The 18,326-nt window shown below is 63.5% G+C and carries 12 protein-coding genes and 1 tRNA gene; 1 reads left to right on the top strand and 12 read right to left on the bottom strand.

All coding sequences use genetic code 11. The features are described 5' to 3' along the window. Nucleotides 1-93: 93 nt before the first annotated feature. From rpoC to AC5V87_RS25270, 10 genes are all read right to left on the bottom strand, one after another. The gene (gene rpoC / locus AC5V87_RS25225) at nucleotides 94-4,290 is read right to left on the bottom strand and encodes a DNA-directed RNA polymerase subunit beta' (protein ID WP_456837869.1); all 4,197 of its coding nucleotides are present in this window, start codon (nucleotides 4,288-4,290) and stop codon (nucleotides 94-96) included. Between the two features lie 130 nt (nucleotides 4,291-4,420). Next, nucleotides 4,421-8,539 (bottom strand): DNA-directed RNA polymerase subunit beta, encoded by a 4,119-nt coding sequence (gene rpoB, locus AC5V87_RS25230; RefSeq protein ID WP_456837868.1) that lies wholly within the window; start codon nucleotides 8,537-8,539, stop codon nucleotides 4,421-4,423. A gap of 515 nt (nucleotides 8,540-9,054) precedes the next feature. Next, nucleotides 9,055-9,435: a 50S ribosomal protein L7/L12 gene (gene rplL / locus AC5V87_RS25235; protein WP_235545606.1), complete on the bottom strand. Its 381-nt coding sequence runs from the start codon at nucleotides 9,433-9,435 to the stop codon at nucleotides 9,055-9,057. Nucleotides 9,436-9,489: 54 nt separating this feature from the next. Continuing rightward, entirely contained in the window at nucleotides 9,490-10,008 is a 519-nt protein-coding gene (gene rplJ, locus AC5V87_RS25240) for a 50S ribosomal protein L10 (protein WP_456837867.1), read from the bottom strand. 583 nt (nucleotides 10,009-10,591) lie between these two features. After that, complete coding sequence (locus tag AC5V87_RS25245; protein WP_456837866.1) at nucleotides 10,592-11,545, bottom strand: 2-hydroxyacid dehydrogenase; 954 nt, start codon at nucleotides 11,543-11,545, stop codon at nucleotides 10,592-10,594. Nucleotides 11,546-11,635: 90 nt separating this feature from the next. Beyond that, complete coding sequence (gene rplA / locus AC5V87_RS25250; RefSeq protein WP_456837865.1) at nucleotides 11,636-12,328, bottom strand: 50S ribosomal protein L1; 693 nt, start codon at nucleotides 12,326-12,328, stop codon at nucleotides 11,636-11,638. Nucleotides 12,329-12,334: 6 nt separating this feature from the next. Further along, nucleotides 12,335-12,763: a 50S ribosomal protein L11 gene (rplK, locus tag AC5V87_RS25255; RefSeq protein WP_011088164.1), complete on the bottom strand. Its 429-nt coding sequence runs from the start codon at nucleotides 12,761-12,763 to the stop codon at nucleotides 12,335-12,337. 133 nt (nucleotides 12,764-12,896) lie between these two features. Continuing rightward, entirely contained in the window at nucleotides 12,897-13,454 is a 558-nt protein-coding gene (gene nusG, locus AC5V87_RS25260) for a transcription termination/antitermination protein NusG (protein WP_456837864.1), read from the bottom strand. Continuing rightward, on the bottom strand, nucleotides 13,454-13,645 hold the full coding sequence (gene secE, locus AC5V87_RS25265) for a preprotein translocase subunit SecE (RefSeq protein ID WP_456837863.1): 192 nt from the start codon (nucleotides 13,643-13,645) through the stop codon (nucleotides 13,454-13,456). Before secE ends, nusG begins: the two co-directional genes overlap by 1 nt. 1,562 nt (nucleotides 13,646-15,207) lie before the next feature. After that, nucleotides 15,208-15,283 (bottom strand) — tRNA-Trp (locus tag AC5V87_RS25270). A 152-nt stretch (nucleotides 15,284-15,435) separates the two neighbouring features. Here AC5V87_RS25270 and AC5V87_RS25275 point away from each other — a divergent pair. Next, a complete protein-coding gene (locus tag AC5V87_RS25275) occupies nucleotides 15,436-16,659 on the top strand; it encodes a serine hydrolase domain-containing protein (RefSeq protein WP_456837862.1) in 1,224 nt (407 codons plus the stop codon). A gap of 98 nt (nucleotides 16,660-16,757) precedes the next feature. Here the strand turns inward: AC5V87_RS25275 and AC5V87_RS25280 are convergent, their stop codons facing one another. Together AC5V87_RS25280 and AC5V87_RS25285 are read right to left on the bottom strand one after the other, a co-directional pair. Then, entirely contained in the window at nucleotides 16,758-17,525 is a 768-nt protein-coding gene (locus AC5V87_RS25280) for an SDR family NAD(P)-dependent oxidoreductase (protein ID WP_212308609.1), read from the bottom strand. Nucleotides 17,526-17,605: 80 nt separating this feature from the next. Further along, nucleotides 17,606-18,304 (bottom strand): histidine phosphatase family protein, encoded by a 699-nt coding sequence (locus tag AC5V87_RS25285; protein ID WP_456837861.1) that lies wholly within the window; start codon nucleotides 18,302-18,304, stop codon nucleotides 17,606-17,608. Between the last annotated feature and the right edge of the window lie 22 nt (nucleotides 18,305-18,326).

Below are 18,326 nucleotides of genomic sequence, written 5' to 3' on the forward strand. Positions count from 1 at the left end.
GTTGATCTCGCACCGCAACAGGCAATCAAAGCAGCAAAAAGGCCGGCTCGCGCCGGCCTTTTCATTGTCCTCGGTATTCTTACGGGTGAACGATCATTCCGCAGGCGGCAGCGCAGGAAGCTCGGCCTCCGGCGCGGGCGACACCACAGCTGCCTGCTTCTCGCGCTCGTCCAGGATCAGCTTGTCGCGCTTCATCGCGACCTCGCGGATCTTGGCCATGGACGCGCCGGTGCCCGCCGGGATCAGCCGGCCGACGATGACGTTCTCCTTGAGGCCCTCGAGCGGATCGATCTTGCCGTTGACCGCCGCCTCGGTGAGGACGCGGGTGGTCTCCTGGAACGAGGCCGCCGAGAAGAAGGAGCGGGTCTGCAGGCTCGCCTTGGTGATGCCGAGCAGAACCGGCGTACCCGTGGCGGGCTTCTTGCCCTCTTCCTTGGCCTTCTCGTTGAGCGCGTCGAACTCGATCTTGTCGACCTGCTCGCCGGAGATCATGTCCGTATCGCCCTGGTCGGTGACTTCCACCTTCTGGAGCATCTGACGGACAATCACCTCGATGTGCTTGTCGTTGATGAGCACGCCCTGGAGCCGGTAGACCTCCTGGATCTCGTTGACCAGATAGGCCGCAAGCTCCTCGATGCCCTTGACCGCAAGGATGTCGTGCGGCGCCGGGTTGCCTTCCACGATGAAGTCGCCCTTTTCGACGACGTCGCCGTCCTGAAGGTGGATGTGCTTGCCCTTCGGGATCAGGTACTCGCGCGGTTCCTCGGTCTTGTCCATCGGCTCGATCGAGATGCGACGCTTGTTCTTGTAGTCGCGTCCGAACCGGATGGTGCCCGCGATTTCGGCGATGATCGCCGCATCCTTCGGACGCCGTGCCTCGAACAGCTCCGCCACCCGCGGCAGACCGCCGGTGATGTCACGCGTCTTGGCGCTTTCGGTCGAGACACGCGCGAGGATGTCGCCCGGATTGACCTTGGCGCCGACGTCGACCGAGAGAATGGCGTCGACCGACAGCATGTAGCGGGCATCGCCGCCACGGGGGAGCTTGAGCACCTTGCCGTCCTTGCCCTTGACCACGATGGCCGGACGCAGGTCCGAGCCGCCGCGGGTCGAGCGCCAGTCGATGACCACGCGCTTGGCGATGCCGGTGGCCTCGTCGAGCGTTTCCGAGATCGACTGCCCCTCGACCAGGTCCTCGAAGCCGATCGTACCTTCGACTTCGGTGAGGAGCGGACGGGTGTAGGGATCCCACTCGACGATACGCTGGCCGCGCTTGACGTTGTCGCCCTCGTCGACGTGCAGGCGCGAGCCGTACTGGACGCGGTGCGTCGCACGCTCGGTGCCGTCGGCATCGACGATCGCCACCACCATGTTGCGTACCATCGCGATCAGGTGACCTTCGCTGTTGCGGGCGATGGACTTGTTCCGGATCACGATCTTGCCGTCGAAATTGGCTTCGACGAACGACTGCTCGTTGAGCTGCGCCGCACCACCGATGTGGAAGGTGCGCATGGTCAGCTGGGTGCCCGGCTCGCCGATCGACTGCGCCGCGATGACGCCGACGGCTTCACCGTGATTGACCGGCGTGCCGCGGGCGAGGTCGCGGCCGTAGCACTTGCCGCAGATGCCGTTGACGAGTTCGCAGGTCAGAGCCGAACGGATCTTCACCTCCTGCACGCCACCCTGCTGGATGGCTTCCAGATGGCTCTCTTCCATCAGCGTGTCGCGCTTGATGATCACCTTGCCCGAGCTGTCACGGATATCCTCGCAGGCCGTGCGTCCGAGGATGCGCGAGCCGAGCGAGGCGACCACGGTGCCCGCATCGACGATGGCGCGCATCTTGATGCCGAGCTTGGTACCGCAGTCGCTCTGCGTGATGATGCAGTCCTGCGCGACGTCGACGAGACGGCGGGTCAGGTAGCCCGAGTTCGCGGTCTTCAACGCGGTGTCCGCGAGGCCCTTGCGGGCGCCGTGGGTCGAGTTGAAGTACTCGAGCACCGAGAGGCCTTCCTTGAAGTTCGAGATGATCGGCGTCTCGATGATCTCACCCGACGGCTTGGCCATCAGGCCGCGCATGCCGGCGAGCTGGCGCATCTGGGCCGGCGAACCGCGGGCACCGGAGTGGGCCATCATGTAGATCGAGTTGATGTCGGCATCGGCTCCGCTCGCCGTCTTCTTGGTGGCGGAGATTTCCTTCATCATCGCCTTGGCGATTTCTTCCGTGGCCTTCGACCAGGCGTCGACAACCTTGTTGTACTTCTCGCCATGGGTGATCAGGCCGTCGTTGTACTGCTGCTCGAAATCCTTCGCCAGCGTACGGGTGGTGTCGACGATCTTCCACTTGCCGTGCGGCACGACCATGTCGTCCTTGCCGAACGAGATGCCGGCCTTGAACGCGTTGTAGAAGCCGAGCGCCATGATGCGGTCGCAGAAGATCACCGTCTCCTTCTGGCCGCAATGGCGGTAGACCTGGTCGATGACGCCCGAGATCTCGCGCTTGGTCATCAGCTTGTTGATGATCTCGTACGTGACGCGCGGGTTCTTCGGCAGCAGGTTGCCGAGCATGACGCGGCCGGCGGTGGTCTCGATCCAGCGCTTGGAGACCTTGCCGGACTCGTCCATGCCTTCCCACCGGTACTTGATCTTGGTGTGGAGGTGGATGACCTTCGCGTGCAGCGCGTGCTCGAGCTCGGCCATGTCGCCGAACGCCTTGCCCTCGCCGGGGAGGCCTTCACGCATGATCGAGACGTAGTAGAGACCGAGCACGATGTCCTGCGACGGCACGATGATCGGCTGACCGTTCGCCGGATGCAGGATGTTGTTGGTCGACATCATCAGGACGCGCGCTTCCAGCTGCGCCTCGAGCGACAGCGGGACGTGCACGGCCATCTGGTCACCGTCGAAGTCGGCGTTGAACGCCGAGCAGACCAGCGGGTGAAGCTGGATCGCCTTGCCTTCGATCAGCACGGGCTCGAACGCCTGGATGCCGAGGCGATGCAGCGTCGGGGCACGGTTCAGCAGCACCGGATGCTCGCGGATCACCTCGTCCAGGATGTCCCAGACCTCGGGCCGCTCCTTCTCGACCAGCTTCTTGGCCTGCTTCACGGTGGTGGACAGGCCCTTGGCGTCGAGCCGCGAATAGATGAACGGCTTGAACAGCTCAAGCGCCATCTTCTTCGGCAGGCCGCACTGATGCAGGCGCAGCTCGGGACCGACCACGATCACCGAACGGCCCGAATAGTCGACGCGCTTGCCGAGCAGGTTCTGACGGAAGCGGCCCTGCTTGCCCTTGAGCATGTCGGCGAGTGACTTCAGCGGACGCTTGTTGGCGCCGGTGATGACGCGGCCGCGGCGGCCGTTGTCGAACAGCGCATCGACCGCTTCCTGAAGCATGCGCTTCTCGTTGCGGATGATGATGTCGGGCGCACGCAGCTCCATCAGCCGCTTCAGGCGGTTGTTGCGGTTGATGACGCGGCGGTAGAGGTCGTTGAGATCAGAGGTCGCGAAGCGGCCGCCGTCGAGCGGCACCAGCGGACGCAGATCCGGCGGAATCACCGGAACCACGGTCATGATCATCCATTCCGGCTTGTTGCCGGAGTGGCGGAACGCTTCGACGATCTTCAGGCGCTTGGCGAGCTTCTTGTGCTTGATGTCGGAGTCGGTCTCCTGCATCTCGACGCGCAGCGAAGCCTCGAGCTTCTCGAGGTCCATGCCCTTGAGCAGCTCGCGGATCGCTTCTGCGCCGATCATGGCGGTGAAGCTGTCCTGGCCGTACTCGTCCTGCGCCTTCAGATACTCGTCTTCCGACAGCAGCTGACGGTCCTTGAGCGCGGTGAGACCCGGCTCGAGCACCACGTAGTATTCGAAGTAGAGGATCCGCTCGAGATCCTTCAGCGTCATGTCCAGCAGCAGGCCGATGCGCGAGGGCAGCGACTTCAGGAACCAGATGTGGGCGACGGGCGCGGCGAGCTCGATATGGCCCATGCGCTCGCGCCGGACGCGCGACAGCGTGACCTCGACCGAGCACTTCTCGCAGATGATGCCCTTGTACTTCATGCGCTTGTACTTGCCGCACAAGCACTCGTAGTCCTTGATCGGCCCGAAGATGCGGGCGCAGAACAGGCCGTCGCGCTCGGGCTTGAAGGTACGGTAGTTGATGGTCTCCGGCTTCTTGATCTCGCCGTAGGACCAGGACAGAATCTTCTCTGGAGACGCGATCGAGATCCGGATCTGGTCGAAGACCTGAGCCGGCGTCGTCGGGTTGAAGAGATTCATAATTTCTTGGTTCATCGTCTTCTCCTCGCGTGCCGGTCGCCTCCGGCCGCAAATTCGAAAATCACTCGTGCAGGGCGCCCTGCCCTCAAGGCCTCAGGCCGGGCGCCGATGCCCGGCCGTCGAAGGCCGGGCATGAAAGGTCGAATTACTCGGCCGCTTCCGACGTCGGCGCCGGTCCCATCTTGGAGTTGTGCAGGTCGACGTTGAGGCCGAGCGAGCGCATTTCCTTGACCAGCACGTTGAACGATTCCGGAATACCGGCCTCGAACGTGTCGTCGCCGCGCACGATCGCCTCGTACACCTTGGTGCGGCCGGCGACGTCGTCCGACTTCACCGTCAGCATCTCCTGGAGCGTGTAGGCCGCGCCGTAAGCCTCGAGCGCCCACACCTCCATTTCGCCGAAGCGCTGGCCACCGAACTGCGCCTTGCCGCCCAGCGGCTGCTGGGTGACGAGCGAGTACGGACCGATCGAACGCGCATGGATCTTGTCGTCGACCAGATGGTGCAGCTTGAGCATGTAGATGTAGCCGACCGTCACCTTGCGATCGAAAGCATCCCCGGTGCGGCCGTCATAGACGGTCGACTGACCCGAAGCGTCGAGACCGGCCAGCTTCAGCATCTCCTCGATGTCGGCTTCCTTGGCGCCATCGAACACCGGGGTTGCGATCGGCACGCCGCGGCTGAGGTTATGGCCGAGTTCAAGCAGCTCGTTGTCGTTGAGCGTCTTGATGGTCTCGTCCTCGCCGTAGACCTTCTTCAAGGTTTCCTTCAGCGGCTTGATGTCCTGCTTCGACAGGTAGGCATCGACCGTCTGGCCGATACGCTTGCCGAGGCCGGCGCAGGCCCAGCCGAGATGGGTCTCGAGGATCTGTCCGACGTTCATGCGCGAGGGCACGCCCAGCGGGTTGAGCACGATGTCGGCGTGCGTGCCGTCTTCGAGGAACGGCATGTCCTCGATCGGCACGATCTTCGACACCACGCCCTTGTTGCCGTGGCGGCCGGCCATCTTGTCGCCGGGCTGGATCTTGCGCTTCACCGCGACGAAGACCTTGACCATCTTCATCACGCCGGGCGGCAATTCGTCACCGCGCTGGAGCTTCTCGACCTTGTCGAGGAAGCGCTGTTCAAGCCCCTTCTTCGACTCGTCGTACTGCTTCCGCATGGCCTCGATCTCGGCCATCAGCTTGTCGTTCGGCGAAGCGAACAGCCACCACTGCGACTTCGGGTACTCCTCGAGCACCGCACGGGTGATCTTGGTGTCCTTCTTGAAGCCCTTCGGGCCCGCAATGCCCTGCCGTCCCTCGAGCAACTCGGCAAGACGGTTGTAGACGTTGCGGTCCAGGATCGCCTGCTCGTCGTCGCGGTCCTTGGCCAGACGCTCGATCTCTTCCCGTTCGATCGCCAGCGCACGCTCGTCCTTGTCGACGCCATGACGGTTGAACACGCGCACTTCCACGATCGTGCCCTGCACGCCCGGAGGCACGCGCAGTGAGGTGTCGCGGACGTCGGAGGCCTTTTCGCCGAAGATGGCGCGCAGCAGCTTCTCTTCCGGCGTCATCGGGCTTTCGCCCTTCGGCGTGATCTTGCCGACCAGGATGTCGCCGGCGCGCACTTCCGCGCCGATGTAGACGATACCGGCTTCGTCGAGGTTCTTCAGCGCTTCTTCCGAGACGTTCGGAATGTCGCGGGTGATTTCCTCAGGTCCGAGCTTGGTGTCGCGGGCCATCACCTCGAACTCCTCGATATGGATCGAGGTGAAGACGTCTTCCTTCACAATCCGCTCGGAGAGCAGGATCGAGTCTTCGAAGTTGTAGCCGTTCCACGGCATGAACGCGACCAGCACGTTGCGCCCCAGAGCGAGCTCGCCGAGATCGGTCGACGGACCGTCGGCGATGATGTCGCCCTTCTTGACGACGTCGCCGACCTTCACCAGCGGACGCTGGTTGATGCAGGTCGACTGGTTCGAGCGCTGGTACTTCATCAGACGGTAGATATCGACGCCCGACTTGGTCGGATCGAGGTCTTCCGTGGCGCGGATGACGACGCGAGTGGCGTCGATCTGGTCGATCACGCCCGAACGGCGCGCCGCGATCGCGGCACCCGAGTCTCGCGCAACTACGCCTTCCATGCCGGTTCCGACGAACGGCGCCTCGGCGCGAACCAGCGGCACCGCCTGGCGCTGCATGTTCGAGCCCATCAGCGCGCGGTTGGCGTCGTCGTTCTCGAGGAACGGGATCAGCGCCGCGGCGACCGAAACGAGCTGCTTCGGCGACACGTCCATGTAGTCGACCTTGTCCGGGGTCACCGGCAAGACTTCGCCGGCGTGACGGCAGACCACGAGGTCTTCGGTGAAGCGGCCCTTCGGGTCGAGCGGCACGTTGGCCTGCGCGACCGTGTAGCGGCCCTCTTCCATCGCCGAGAGGTACACGACCTCGTCGGTGACGCGACCGTCCTTGACCTTGCGGTACGGCGTCTCGACGAAGCCGTACTTGTTCACGCGCGCGAAGGTCGCAAGCGAGTTGATGAGGCCGATGTTCGGACCTTCCGGCGTCTCGATCGGGCAGATACGGCCGTAATGGGTCGGATGCACGTCGCGGACTTCGAAGCCGGCGCGCTCGCGGGTCAGACCGCCCGGTCCAAGCGCCGAGAGACGACGCTTGTGGGTGATCTCCGAGAGCGGGTTGGTCTGGTCCATGAACTGCGAGAGCTGCGAGGAGCCGAAGAACTCGCGCACGGCGGCAGCCGCGGGCTTCGCGTTGATCAGGTCCTGCGGCATGACCGTGTCGATGTCGACCGAGGACATGCGCTCCTTGATCGCGCGCTCCATGCGCAGCAGGCCGATGCGGTACTGGTTCTCCATGAGCTCGCCGACCGAGCGCACACGGCGGTTGCCGAGATGGTCGATGTCGTCGATCTCGCCCTTGCCATCGCGCAGGTCCACCAGGGTCTTGATGACCGCGAGGATGTCTTCCTTGCGCAGCGTGCGCTGGGTATCGGGCGCATCGAGGTCGAGGCGCATGTTCATCTTGACGCGGCCGACCGCGGAGAGATCATAGCGCTCGGCGTCGAAGAACAGCGACTGGAACATGGCCTGCGCCGATTCCAGCGTCGGCGGCTCGCCCGGACGCATCACGCGGTAGATGTCGAACAGCGCGTCCTCGCGCGTCATGTTCTTGTCGGCCGAGAGGGTGTTGCGGATGTAGGGGCCGACATTGACGTGGTCGATGTCGAGCAGCGGCAGCTCCTTGTAGCCCTGCTCGTTGAGCGCCTTCATCAGCTTGTCGGTGATCTCCTCACCGGCTTCCGCATGGATCTCACCCGTCTTCGGGTTGACGAGGTCCTCGGCGACGTAGTTGCCGACCAGCTCCTCATCGGCCATGCGCAGCGCCTTCAGCCCCTTCTCCTGGAGCTGGCGGGCGGCACGGACGGTGAGCTTCTTGCCGGCCTCGAGCACGACCTTGCCGGTGTCGGCGTCGATCAGGTCGTTGACGGTCGAGTAGCCGCGGAAACGGTTGGCGTCGAACGGAACGCGCCAGCCGTCCTTGGTCCGCTTGTAGAGGATCTTCTTGTAGAACGTGGACAGGATCGCTTCGCCGTCGAGGCCGAGGGCGAACATCAGCGACGTCACCGGAATCTTGCGGCGACGGTCGATACGCGCATAGACGATGTCCTTGGCGTCGAACTCGATGTCGAGCCAGGAGCCGCGATACGGGATCACGCGGGCGGCGAACAGCAGCTTGCCCGACGAATGGGTCTTGCCCTTGTCGTGGTCGAAGAACACGCCGGGCGAACGGTGCATCTGCGAGACGATGACGCGCTCGGTGCCGTTGACGATGAAGGTGCCGTTCATCGTCATGAGCGGGATGTCGCCCATGTAGACGTCCTGCTCCTTGATGTCCTTGACCGACTTCGCACCGGTTTCCTCGTCGATATCGAACACGATGAGGCGCAGCGTCACCTTGAGGGGAGCCGCGAAGGTCATGCCGCGCTGGCGGCACTCGTCGACGTCATATTTCGGCTGCTCGAACTCGTAGCGGACGAACTCCAGCATCGAGGTGCCCGAGAAATCCGAGATCGGGAACACCGAGCGGAACACTGCCTGCAGACCCTCGTCGAGACGGCCGCCAGTGGGTTCATCGACCATCAGGAATTGGTCATAGGACGCCTTCTGAACCTCGATGAGGTTCGGCATCTCGGCGACTTCCTTGATGTGTCCGAAGAACTTGCGAACGCGTTTGCGACCGGTGAATGTCTGCTGCGCCATCGTGGCCTCTCATTTCGTCGCCCGCTCTGGGCGCGCCGTCCGGAACGCGGCTGCCACCGCTTTCCGGGTTGAATTTTTCGAACCCGTTTTGGGGGCCGGAAACTCAGTTTCAGGCGGGAATGTCCTGAATCTGTTCTTCAGACCTTCAAAACGCAAAACGACGCGCGGGGCGCTGCTGCGCGCCCGCCCGTCACAACGATCGTCTTCACGGACTGCAAAAGCCCGAAATAGCCTGCTCTCCCAACGGCTTACAGGGAAATCCGGCCTCCCTGCCCACCGCGCTTTCGTGCTGCCGACCCGATATGGGGCGACAATAGTGCAGATTCGAGGGTTAAACCCGTAAATCCCCACACTTTTTCGTGTTCGGCCTGCGTCGGATCGTTCCGTCGCACGCCTTTTGCATCCGCCTCGTCTTTCCGATCGTCATGGCCGGGCTTGGCCCGGCCATCCACGATCTTGGGACGAGGTCCCGGGCCTCGCTTCGCGAGCCCGGGATTTCGCTGAAGTAAATTGCGTTACTTGAGCTCGACCTTGGCGCCAGCCTTCTCGATCTGGGCCTTGATCTTCTCGGCTTCTTCCTTGTTCACGCCTTCCTTCAGCGGCTTCGGAGCACCCTCGACGAGGTCCTTTGCTTCCTTGAGGCCGAGACCGGTGATGGCGCGGACTTCCTTGATGACCTCGATCTTCTTCTCGCCGGCAGAGGCGAGAACGACCGTGAACTCGGTCTTCTCTTCCGCCGGAGCGGCAGCGCCGCCGCCAGCACCGGCCGGGCCGGCCACGGCGACAGCCGCGGCAGCCGAAACGCCCCACTTCTCTTCGAGGAGCTTCGCCAGCTCAGCGGCTTCGAGCACGGTGAGGCTCGAGAGGTCGTCAACGATCTTCTGCAAGTCAGCCATTGTTCAGTTTCCTTACGTATGTGTCTGGTTCGGGTTTGAGTTTTGCGAAGGGCGTCAGGCCGCTTCGCCCTTTGAGGCATGAGCCTGGATGACGCGCGCGAGCTTGCCCGCGGGCGCGTTGGCGAGCTGGGCCAGCTTGGTCGCCGGGGCCACGATGAGGCCGACGATCTTGCCGCGCAGTTCGTCAAGCGACGGCAGCGAGGCAAGCGCCTTCACGCCGTCGACATTCAGGACGGTCTTGCCCATCGATCCGCCGACGATGACGAACTTTTCGTTCGCCTTGGCGAAGTCGATGGCGACCTTCGGCGCCGCTACCGGATCGTTCGAAGTCGCGATCACGGTCGGTCCCTTCAGCATGGGGCCGATGGCAACGACGTCAGTGCCTTCAAGAGCAATTTTGGCGAGACGGTTCTTCGAGACCTTCACCGATGCGCCAGCCTGCCGCATCTGCTTGCGCAGAGTCTGCATCTGGGCGACGGTGAGGCCGGAATATTGAGCAACGATCGCGACGCCCGTGGTCTTGAAGACCTCATGGAGCTGTTCGACCGCTTCCTTTTTTGCCGCTCGTTCCACAGCAAGCTCTCTCCGGTTGGCGGTCATCGCGACAGCGGGACCGCCGGGTTGCACCCATCGTCCCGCCCAAACCTGAACCTCGGGGCCAAATCCCCCAGGACACGCCGGGCAAGACGACAATTCAAAGCCTGCCCTCCGGGAACCCCTTAGAGGTCCACGGCGTGTCGAGGTCCGAACCAGACCCGTTTCGCAAAGCCAGCCCTTAAAGCTGGGTGCGAAGTGAAATCCGGTCTTCACCCGTCTATGCAGGCCATGCGATTAAGCCGTTGAGAAATCGAAATTCCCCGCAGGCGCCTGCAGTCTTGGACAGGACAAGGTCAGCCGGCGAACCGCCCGACCTCTGCCCGCATCCCTACCGGCCGACAGCTTTTCCTTCCTCTTCGGGCAAATCCTGACGGACGTCCTGAAAAGGAATGATCTCCTGCCGTGTCGGGTTTTCGGAATGCATGCACGAACGCGCCAGCCGAGGCCGGCACGTCCGGAGGCGGTTCTTTAACCGCTCTCTGCCGGCTTGCCAAGGCCAAATTCACACCAGTTGCGATCCGATGCCGGCGAGGCTTGATCCGGGCCGACAAGGGCCGATTCAGGCCGATTTGACCGCATAAGGCAGCGGCTTGCCCGCGAAGAATGCGGTGAGGTTCGCGAGCACGCAGTTCTGCATGGCAACGTGCGAGTCCAGGGTGTGGCCGCCGATATGCGGGGCGAGCACCACGTTGGGCAGCGCGGTCAGCGCGTCGGGTGCGTGCGGCTCCTCCTCGAAGACGTCGAGGCCGGCGCCGGCGATGGTCTTGTCGGTGAGCGCCGCGACCAGGGCCTTCTCGTCAATGACAGAGCCGCGGGAGACGTTGACGACATAGCCGTCCGCGCCGAGGCGCTTCAGGATATCCGCGCCCACGACGTGCTGCGTCTCCGCCCCTGCCCGGACTGCGATCATCAGCACGCTGCACCAGTCGGCGAGCGCCTGCAGCGAGGGGAAATAATGATAGGGCAGATCGTATTGGGTCCGGCTGAAATAGCCGATTTCGCTCTCGAAGGCGGCGCAGCGCGCGGCGATCTTGCGGCCGATCTCGCCCATGCCGTAGACGCCGATCCGGCGGCCGGGCATGCCGGCCTGGGGCCGCATCATCGGCGACTGCTTTGACGCCGCCCAGTCGCCGCTACGGACATATTGGTCGGCGACCAGGATCCTGCGCGTCGTCGCCAGCATCAGGGTCATCGCGATGTCGGCAACCGAGGCGGCGTTGGCGCCCGGGCTGTGGCCGACCGCGATGTTGCGGCTAGCCGCCGCCTTCAGGTCGACGCCATCATAGCCGGTGCCGTAGCAGATGATGGCGCCGAGCTTCGGAAACCGGTCCATCGCCTTCGCGCCGAGCGGCGAGCCGCCAGCGGTCAGCATCGCGCGGACGTCGCCGAGCTCGTCGGCGGGAAACACCTCGTGCGCGGGCCTGCCACCGGTGTCGAGCAGCTCGAACTGTTCAGCGAAGCGCGCCATCATCGTCTTGGGAAAGCGCGAGTAGATCAGGACCTTGTCAGCCATTGTTGTTGTTTCCGGTCAGCGCCGCCACAAACGACGAGGGGCGGAATCGGTCGCCCGATTCCGCCCCTCGCCTCATACAATTTCCAAACCTCAGCCGAGAATGGTGGCCGGCTCGACCTTCACGCCCGGACCCATCGTCGAGGACACCGCAACGCGCTGGATGTAGGTGCCCTTCGAGCCGGCCGGCTTCGCCTTCGAGACGGCATCGGCCAGAGCCTTGATGTTCTCGACCAGCTTCTCCTCGGAGAACGAGGCCTTGCCGACGCCGGCCTGCAGGATGCCGGCCTTCTCGACGCGGAACTCGACCGAGCCGCCCTTGGCACCCTTCACCGCACCGGTGACGTCCATGGTCACGGTACCGATCTTCGGGTTCGGCATCAGGCCGCGCGGGCCCAGCACCTTACCGAGACGGCCGACCAGCGGCATCATGTCGGGGGTGGCGATGCAGCGGTCGAAATCGATCGTGCCGTTCTGCACCTTCTCGACCAGATCCTCGGCGCCGACGACGTCGGCACCGGCGGCTTTGGCTTCATCGGCCTTGGCGCCGCGGGCGAACACGCCGACGCGGAGCGTACGGCCGGTGCCGTTCGGCAGGGTCACGACGCCGCGGACCATCTGGTCGGCGTGACGCGGATCGACGCCGAGATTGATCGCGACCTCGATGGTCTCGTCGAACTTCGCTTTCGCGCGCTCCTTGACCATCTTGATGGCGTCCGCGAGCGGGTAAAGCTTTTCGCGGTCAATGCCTTCGCGGGCTTTGTTCAAACGCTTTCCGATTGCCATGACCGCTTACCCCGCAACTTCCAGACCCATCGAACGGGCGGAGCCCTCGACCATCTTCATGGCCGATTCGATGGTGTCGCAATTCAAGTCCTTCATCTTCTTCTCGGCGATCTCGCGCACCTGCGCCTTGGTCACCTTGCCGGCCTTGTCACGGCCCGGCGCCTTCGAGCCGGACTGGATCTTGGCGGCCTGCTTGAGGAAGTAGGACATCGGCGGCGTCTTCATCTCGAAGGTGAAGGAACGGTCCGCATAGATGGTGATGATCACCGGGATCGGGGTGTTCTTCTCTTCCTTCTGGGTCTGGGCGTTGAACGCCTTGCAGAACTCCATGATGTTGAGACCGCGCTGACCGAGCGCGGGACCGATCGGGGGCGAGGGATTCGCCGCACCGGCCGGGACCTGAAGCTTCAGGTATCCGGTCACTTTCTTTGCCATGTATCACTCCTGTTGTGCCGGCCGTGGCCGGCGGTTTCAGGTTCGTGGTCTGGGTCGGATGCGGCTGGCAACCGCTCTCTCCCTCCCACGGCCTCTCTTCGCGCGAAGCTCTTCAGTCTCGCGCGTTACTCGATCAGACCTTCTCGACCTGACCGAATTCCAGCTCGACGGGCGTTGCGCGGCCGAAGATCGACACTGCGACCTTCACGCGCGAGCGCGCCTCGTCGATTTCCTCGACCACGCCCGAGAACGAGGCGAACGGGCCGTCGGCCACGCGGACGTTCTCGCCGATCTCGAACGACACCGACGCCTTCGGCCGTTCCACGCCCTCCTGCACCTGGTGCAGAATGCGCATCGCCTCGGCTTCCGAAATCGGCATCGGCTTGTTTTCCGCGCCGAGGAAGCCCGTCACCTTCGGCGTGTTCTTGATCAGATGAAACGCCTCGTCGGTCAGCTTCATCTTCACCAGCACGTAGCCCGGGAAGAACTTGCGTTCGGCGTCGATCTTGCGGCCGCGGCGCACTTCCGTGACCTTCTCCGTCGGAACCAGCACCAGCTCGAACAAATCCTCAAGCCCGCGCTGCTTGGCCTGCTCGCGGATCGATTCGGCGACCTTCTTCTCGAAATTCGAATAGGCGTGGACGATGTACCAGCGCTTGTCGGACGATTGGGTTGCGGCTGCTGTTGCCATCAGTGAATGCCCAAGAGGAAGGTGATGAGGTAGCGGATGATCTGGTCGGCGGCGAAGAAGAAGACGGCGGCCACGGCGACCATCACGAACACCATGATGGTGGTGATCGTGGTCTCACGACGGGTCGGCCAGGTGACCTTGGCAGTCTCCGAGCGCACTTCCTGCAAGAACTTGAACGGGCTGACTGCCATCGTTTGAATGTCCAACGTCCGTCGCCAGACGCGCATGAATTTCGGGGACCCGAACAGCCGCCGTTGACCCAGCCCTCTGTCGCGAAGGATGAGCCGGAAACCGGGCTCGATTGTTCGGGGATTTAAAGCCGCGCCGGATATCCGCATCTCAACGGGCCGGCTGCGAGTGCCGGGTAGATACTGCGGATGGGGCCAAAGGTCAAGGTGTGGCCGAACCCGATGACCGCGGCAACCGTGCGCGGACCTGATCGGGATCAATGGGTTACCCGACCTGGCTTTATCCTGATTGGCTGCCTAAGCTGGCAGGAGTGGCAGGGCTCGAACCTGCGACCCGCGGTTTTGGAGACCGAGCGGCATCGCACCATCCGGTGCCGCCCTGTTACTTTGCGTAACAGGCCACCCTGCCCGACCCACAATCCGCCCTGTCCGTCTGGTTCGGTCCTGTACTTTCGGCTTCGGGTCCGGGTTCGGGTCCCCAGAATCTTCCCCTCGCCCTGAGCAGCCTCGGCCCGGTAGTTGCCGGCATCTCGACTAGAGCGGCGCGCTCCAGCGGTAAGGTGCTGTCGTCGGCCAGCGCAAGGCAAAGCCGCTCCATGCGCGCGAGCTCGTCGATGTCGTGCTGGTGCTGCCCCATGGCGCCGATCAGACTCTGACGATGAGTCCGCCGTCAAGGTCATTGAGATGGCCTCATGGGTTACTCCCGGAGTGCATCTCACTTTGCCGCTCCTTCCCTATACAGTGGCTTTGCGCGCGGCGGAGCGCACGGGGACGAACGGCTCCGGCGTGTCCGCCAGCCTCGCGCGCCGGGGCCGTTATCGCGTGCAGTATCGAAGCGGCCTGGCGGCTCAAATGGGGCGGGAGCGTATGATTAACCTGGTGGTCGCAATTTGAGGGCGCCTTTTGAAACCAAGAGGAAACAAAATGCGCGCCGTTTTGGTGGCATTCTTAGCATTGGCTTCGCTATTCCAGGCTCATGCACAAGAGGCAGCTCAAGGCAGAGCCGAGACGTCCGGAAGGGCAGATCCTAGCCTCCGCGAGGTGTGCACCTACACGATACGCGGGTATCCGCAAGAGGTTCCGGCGGGCGTCAATCTCTGTTGGCGCGCACCATACCCGTATTTGTCGGAGTATGGGCTCTTGCACTGTGAACTAAAATACAACCTCCAGGAGATCACTCTGGTGAAGCGCGGCGATCCTCGCTGCGACCGATACGAGATCCGTCAATGACGCATAACTCGTAGCCGTGTCTGTCATCGTAGCCTTAATTGTCATGGCCTCGATTGGCTTCGCCCAAAAGCGCCATGAGTGTTGGAACGGGCACGTGCTCAAAAATTGGCGGCACGGGCACGCGCTCATAACCCCGTGAGCCCTGCGGATCCGTTAGCCCCTCTATATGGACCGCCGCCCTCGGAGCTTTTCCACACCCACGAGGCGCAGTGGCTCGCGCGCGTTCGGAGCCCCAGCCAATTCGGATGCGCAATAGCGACTAAATGCTTGGGTCCATCTTGGGTCCCGTTCAGCCTCTGTTCGAGACAAATAGCCGCTTAAGCCATTGAATTATCTGGCAGGAGTGGCAGGGCTCGAACCTGCGACCCCCGGTTTTGGAGACCGGTGCTCTACCAATTGAGCTACACTCCTACGGACCCTCGCGTCGCCACGCGGATCAGGGGCGCTTTCAAGCACAGGGGGCGGCTGGTTTGCAAGGGTGAAGCGCGCTGGCTTCGCTTGTTTGTGCCGCGCCTTCTGGGTCACAGTCCATTCCCGACAATAATGTGCCCCCGGGAGTGAACATGACCGCGACTGCCGCCGCCCGCCCCTCGACCGCGCCGACAACCCCGCCTCTGCCCGAAGCCAAGCCCGAGACGCTGGGCCTGTCGCGGCCCCGCCTCCAGGCGATGTCGGATGCTTTCAAGCGCGAGATCGACAAGGGAACCGTGCCCGGCGTGACCGTGCTGGTGGCCCGGCGCGGTCAGGTCGGATGGTTCGAGGCGCTCGGCAAGCAGAGCCCGGCGGGGTCCGCGCCGATGGCGCGTGATTCGATCTTCCGGATTTTTTCGATGACAAAGCCGATCGTCTCGGTCGGCATCATGGCGCTGGTCGAGGACGGCCATCTGCTGCTCGGCGATCCCGTGGCAAAATTCATCCCGGAGTTCGCCGACCAGAAGGTCGCCGTGGTCAGCGGCGGTAAATTGGAGCTGGTTCCGCCGAAGCGGGCGATGACCGTACAGGACTTGCTGCGGCACACCTCTGGACTGACCTACGAGCACCAGGGCGATGGCCCCGTGCACAAGCTCTATCAGGAGTCCCGCGTCCGCAGCCGCAAGATCAGCAATGCCGAGCACGCCGCGCTGGTGGCGAGCTTCCCGCTGGTCTGCCATCCCGGCGACGAGTTCAACTACAGCCGCTCCACCGACATTCTCGGCCGCATCATCGAAATCATCAGCGGCAAATCGCTCGGCGCGTACCTCGCCGAGCGCATCCTCGTGCCGCTTCAGATGGCCGAGACCGGCTTCTCGACCGCTGAGAGCAATGCTGGCCGGCTCGCCGAGGCGTTCGCAACCGATCCCTGGACCGGCGACAAGGTCGCGCTGTTCAACATGCTCGAGCAGCCGGTGATGGAATCCGGCGGCGGCGGCCTGGTCTCGACCACGATGGACTATGCCCGCTTCGCGCTGATGCTGCGCAATGGCGGCACGCTCGAGGGCAACAGGATCATCGGCCGCAAAACTCTGGAGCTGATGGCATCGGATCATCTCGGGCCGCACGTCGTCACCAATGGCACGCTGCTGTCGCCCGGCCACGGCTTCGGTCTCGGCTTCGCCGTCCGCCGCGAGGCCGGCATCGCGCCCTTCCCCGGCAGCGTCGGCACTTACTTCTGGAGCGGCATTGCGGGGACGTTCTTCTGGATCGATCCGAAGGAGGATCTGTTCGCGGTGTTCATGAGCCAGGGCCCGGGACAGCGTGATTTCACGCGGACCTTGGTGCGCGATCTGGTTTACGCGGCAGTGGATTGACCCGAAGGGTCATTCCGGGGCGGTCCGGCAGGACCGAGCCCGGAATCTCGAGATCCCGGGTTCGCGCTAAGCGCGCCCCGGGATGACGCTCTATCGCGTCAACTGATCGTCGCGCCGCCATCGATCACCATGGTCTGACCGGTCATGAAGTCGCCGGCCTTGGAGCCGAGGAACACCGCGGCGCCCGCGATCTCGTCGGGGATGCCGATGCGCAAGAGCGGCGAGCGCGAGGTCGAGGCTTTCAGGTTCTCGGGATTGTCCCACAACGCCTTGGCGAAGTCGGTTTTGATCAGGCCCGGTGCGATGCAGTTCACGCGGATGTTGTGCTTGCCGTACTCGCAAGCGAGGTTGCGCGCGAGCTGCATGTCGGCGGCTTTCGAGATCGCGTAAGCGCCGAGGATGGTCGAGCCCTTGAGGCCCCCAATCGAGGACACGATGATCACCGAGCCGTCCTTGCGCTCGATCATCTGCGGCACCACCATCGAGATCAGCCAGTTGTTGGCGACGATGTTGTTGTCGAGAATCTTCCTGAACTGATCGTCGGAGATGCCGGCGAGCGGACCGTAATACGGGTTCGACGCGGCGTTGCAGACCAGCACGTCGATCTTGCCGAATGCGCGGTTGCTCTCATCGACGAGGTTTTGCAGATTTTCCTTTGACGAGATGTTGGCGGCGATCGCGACCGCGGTGCCCTTGCCGAACTTGTCGTTGATGCCTTTGGCAACCTGGTCGCAGACATCGGCCTTGCGCGAGGAGATCACGACCTTGGCGCCGTGCTCGGCCATGCGCTCGGCGATCGCAAGCCCGATGCCGCGCGTCGATCCGGTGATGACGGCGACTTTCCCCTTCATGTCGAACAAGGTCATGTTTCTCTCCCAAGATTGATCTTCGTATCGAACGTCATTCCGGGTCCGGTCCTGTGGACCGTCCCGGAATGACAGCGTACTCACGCGAGCTTCTTGACTTCCGGTCCGGCCGGCTGATGCATCGCCGCATGCGCATCGTCCGCGATCCAGGGCTGCTGGTTCACCATCGGCAAGCGCCAGACGCTTCGCTCGGGGCTGGCGAAATGATCGAGCCGCGTCACCGAGACGTTGTCGATGTCGAACGCGAGCCCCTGCTCCGGCAGATCGCCGAGCGCGAGGCCGACTGCTGCCTTGATGGTGCCGCCATGCGCGACCACGATGATGTCCTGGCCAGCCGCCTCATTGTTGATCCGCTCGATGGTGCGGCGCGTGCGGTTGTAGAGGTCCATGAAGCTTTCGCCGCCAGGCGCCGGCTCGTTGATGTCGGCGAACCAGCTCGCGCCGACCGGGCGGCTGGCGACAAACTCGGCGCGGTTCATGCCCTGCCATTTTCCGAGATTCTGCTCGGCGAGATCCGCCTCCCATTTCATCGACGCCGGCTTCGGGAAGCCCGCCGCCCAGATCGCTTCGGCGGTCTGATGCGTCCGCATCAGATTGCTCGAATACCAGACCGCCTTGCGTGGCAGCACCTTGGCAACAGCGTTGAACACATAGGTGTCGCTGGTGTCGCAGGCGATATCGCTCTGCCCGTAGATGTTGCCGCCGTCATTGCGCACCGGCGCGTGGCGAACCCACCACCAGCGTGTCGTGACCACTTTCGGCTTGTCTGCGGCTGCCATCGAAACCCTTCCATCCCGTGTG

Source organism: Bradyrhizobium sp. SOJA106, from assembly GCF_059448745.1.

Excerpts from the sequence above, each read along its gene's own strand:
- rpoC (WP_456837869.1), bottom strand. The coding sequence starts at position 4,290 with ATGAACCAAGAAATTATGAATCTCTTCAACCCGACGACGCCGGCTCAG.
- rpoB (WP_456837868.1), bottom strand. The coding sequence starts at position 8,539 with ATGGCGCAGCAGACATTCACCGGTCGCAAACGCGTTCGCAAGTTCTTC.
- rplL (WP_235545606.1), bottom strand. The coding sequence starts at position 9,435 with ATGGCTGACTTGCAGAAGATCGTTGACGACCTCTCGAGCCTCACCGTG.
- AC5V87_RS25245 (WP_456837866.1), bottom strand. The coding sequence starts at position 11,545 with ATGGCTGACAAGGTCCTGATCTACTCGCGCTTTCCCAAGACGATGATG.
- rplA (WP_456837865.1), bottom strand. The coding sequence starts at position 12,328 with ATGGCAATCGGAAAGCGTTTGAACAAAGCCCGCGAAGGCATTGACCGC.
- rplK (WP_011088164.1), bottom strand. The coding sequence starts at position 12,763 with ATGGCAAAGAAAGTGACCGGATACCTGAAGCTTCAGGTCCCGGCCGGT.
- nusG (WP_456837864.1), bottom strand. The coding sequence starts at position 13,454 with ATGGCAACAGCAGCCGCAACCCAATCGTCCGACAAGCGCTGGTACATC.
- secE (WP_456837863.1), bottom strand. The coding sequence starts at position 13,645 with ATGGCAGTCAGCCCGTTCAAGTTCTTGCAGGAAGTGCGCTCGGAGACT.
- AC5V87_RS25275 (WP_456837862.1), top strand. The coding sequence starts at position 15,436 with ATGACCGCGACTGCCGCCGCCCGCCCCTCGACCGCGCCGACAACCCCG.
- AC5V87_RS25280 (WP_212308609.1), bottom strand. The coding sequence starts at position 17,525 with ATGACCTTGTTCGACATGAAGGGGAAAGTCGCCGTCATCACCGGATCG.
- AC5V87_RS25285 (WP_456837861.1), bottom strand. The coding sequence starts at position 18,304 with ATGGCAGCCGCAGACAAGCCGAAAGTGGTCACGACACGCTGGTGGTGG.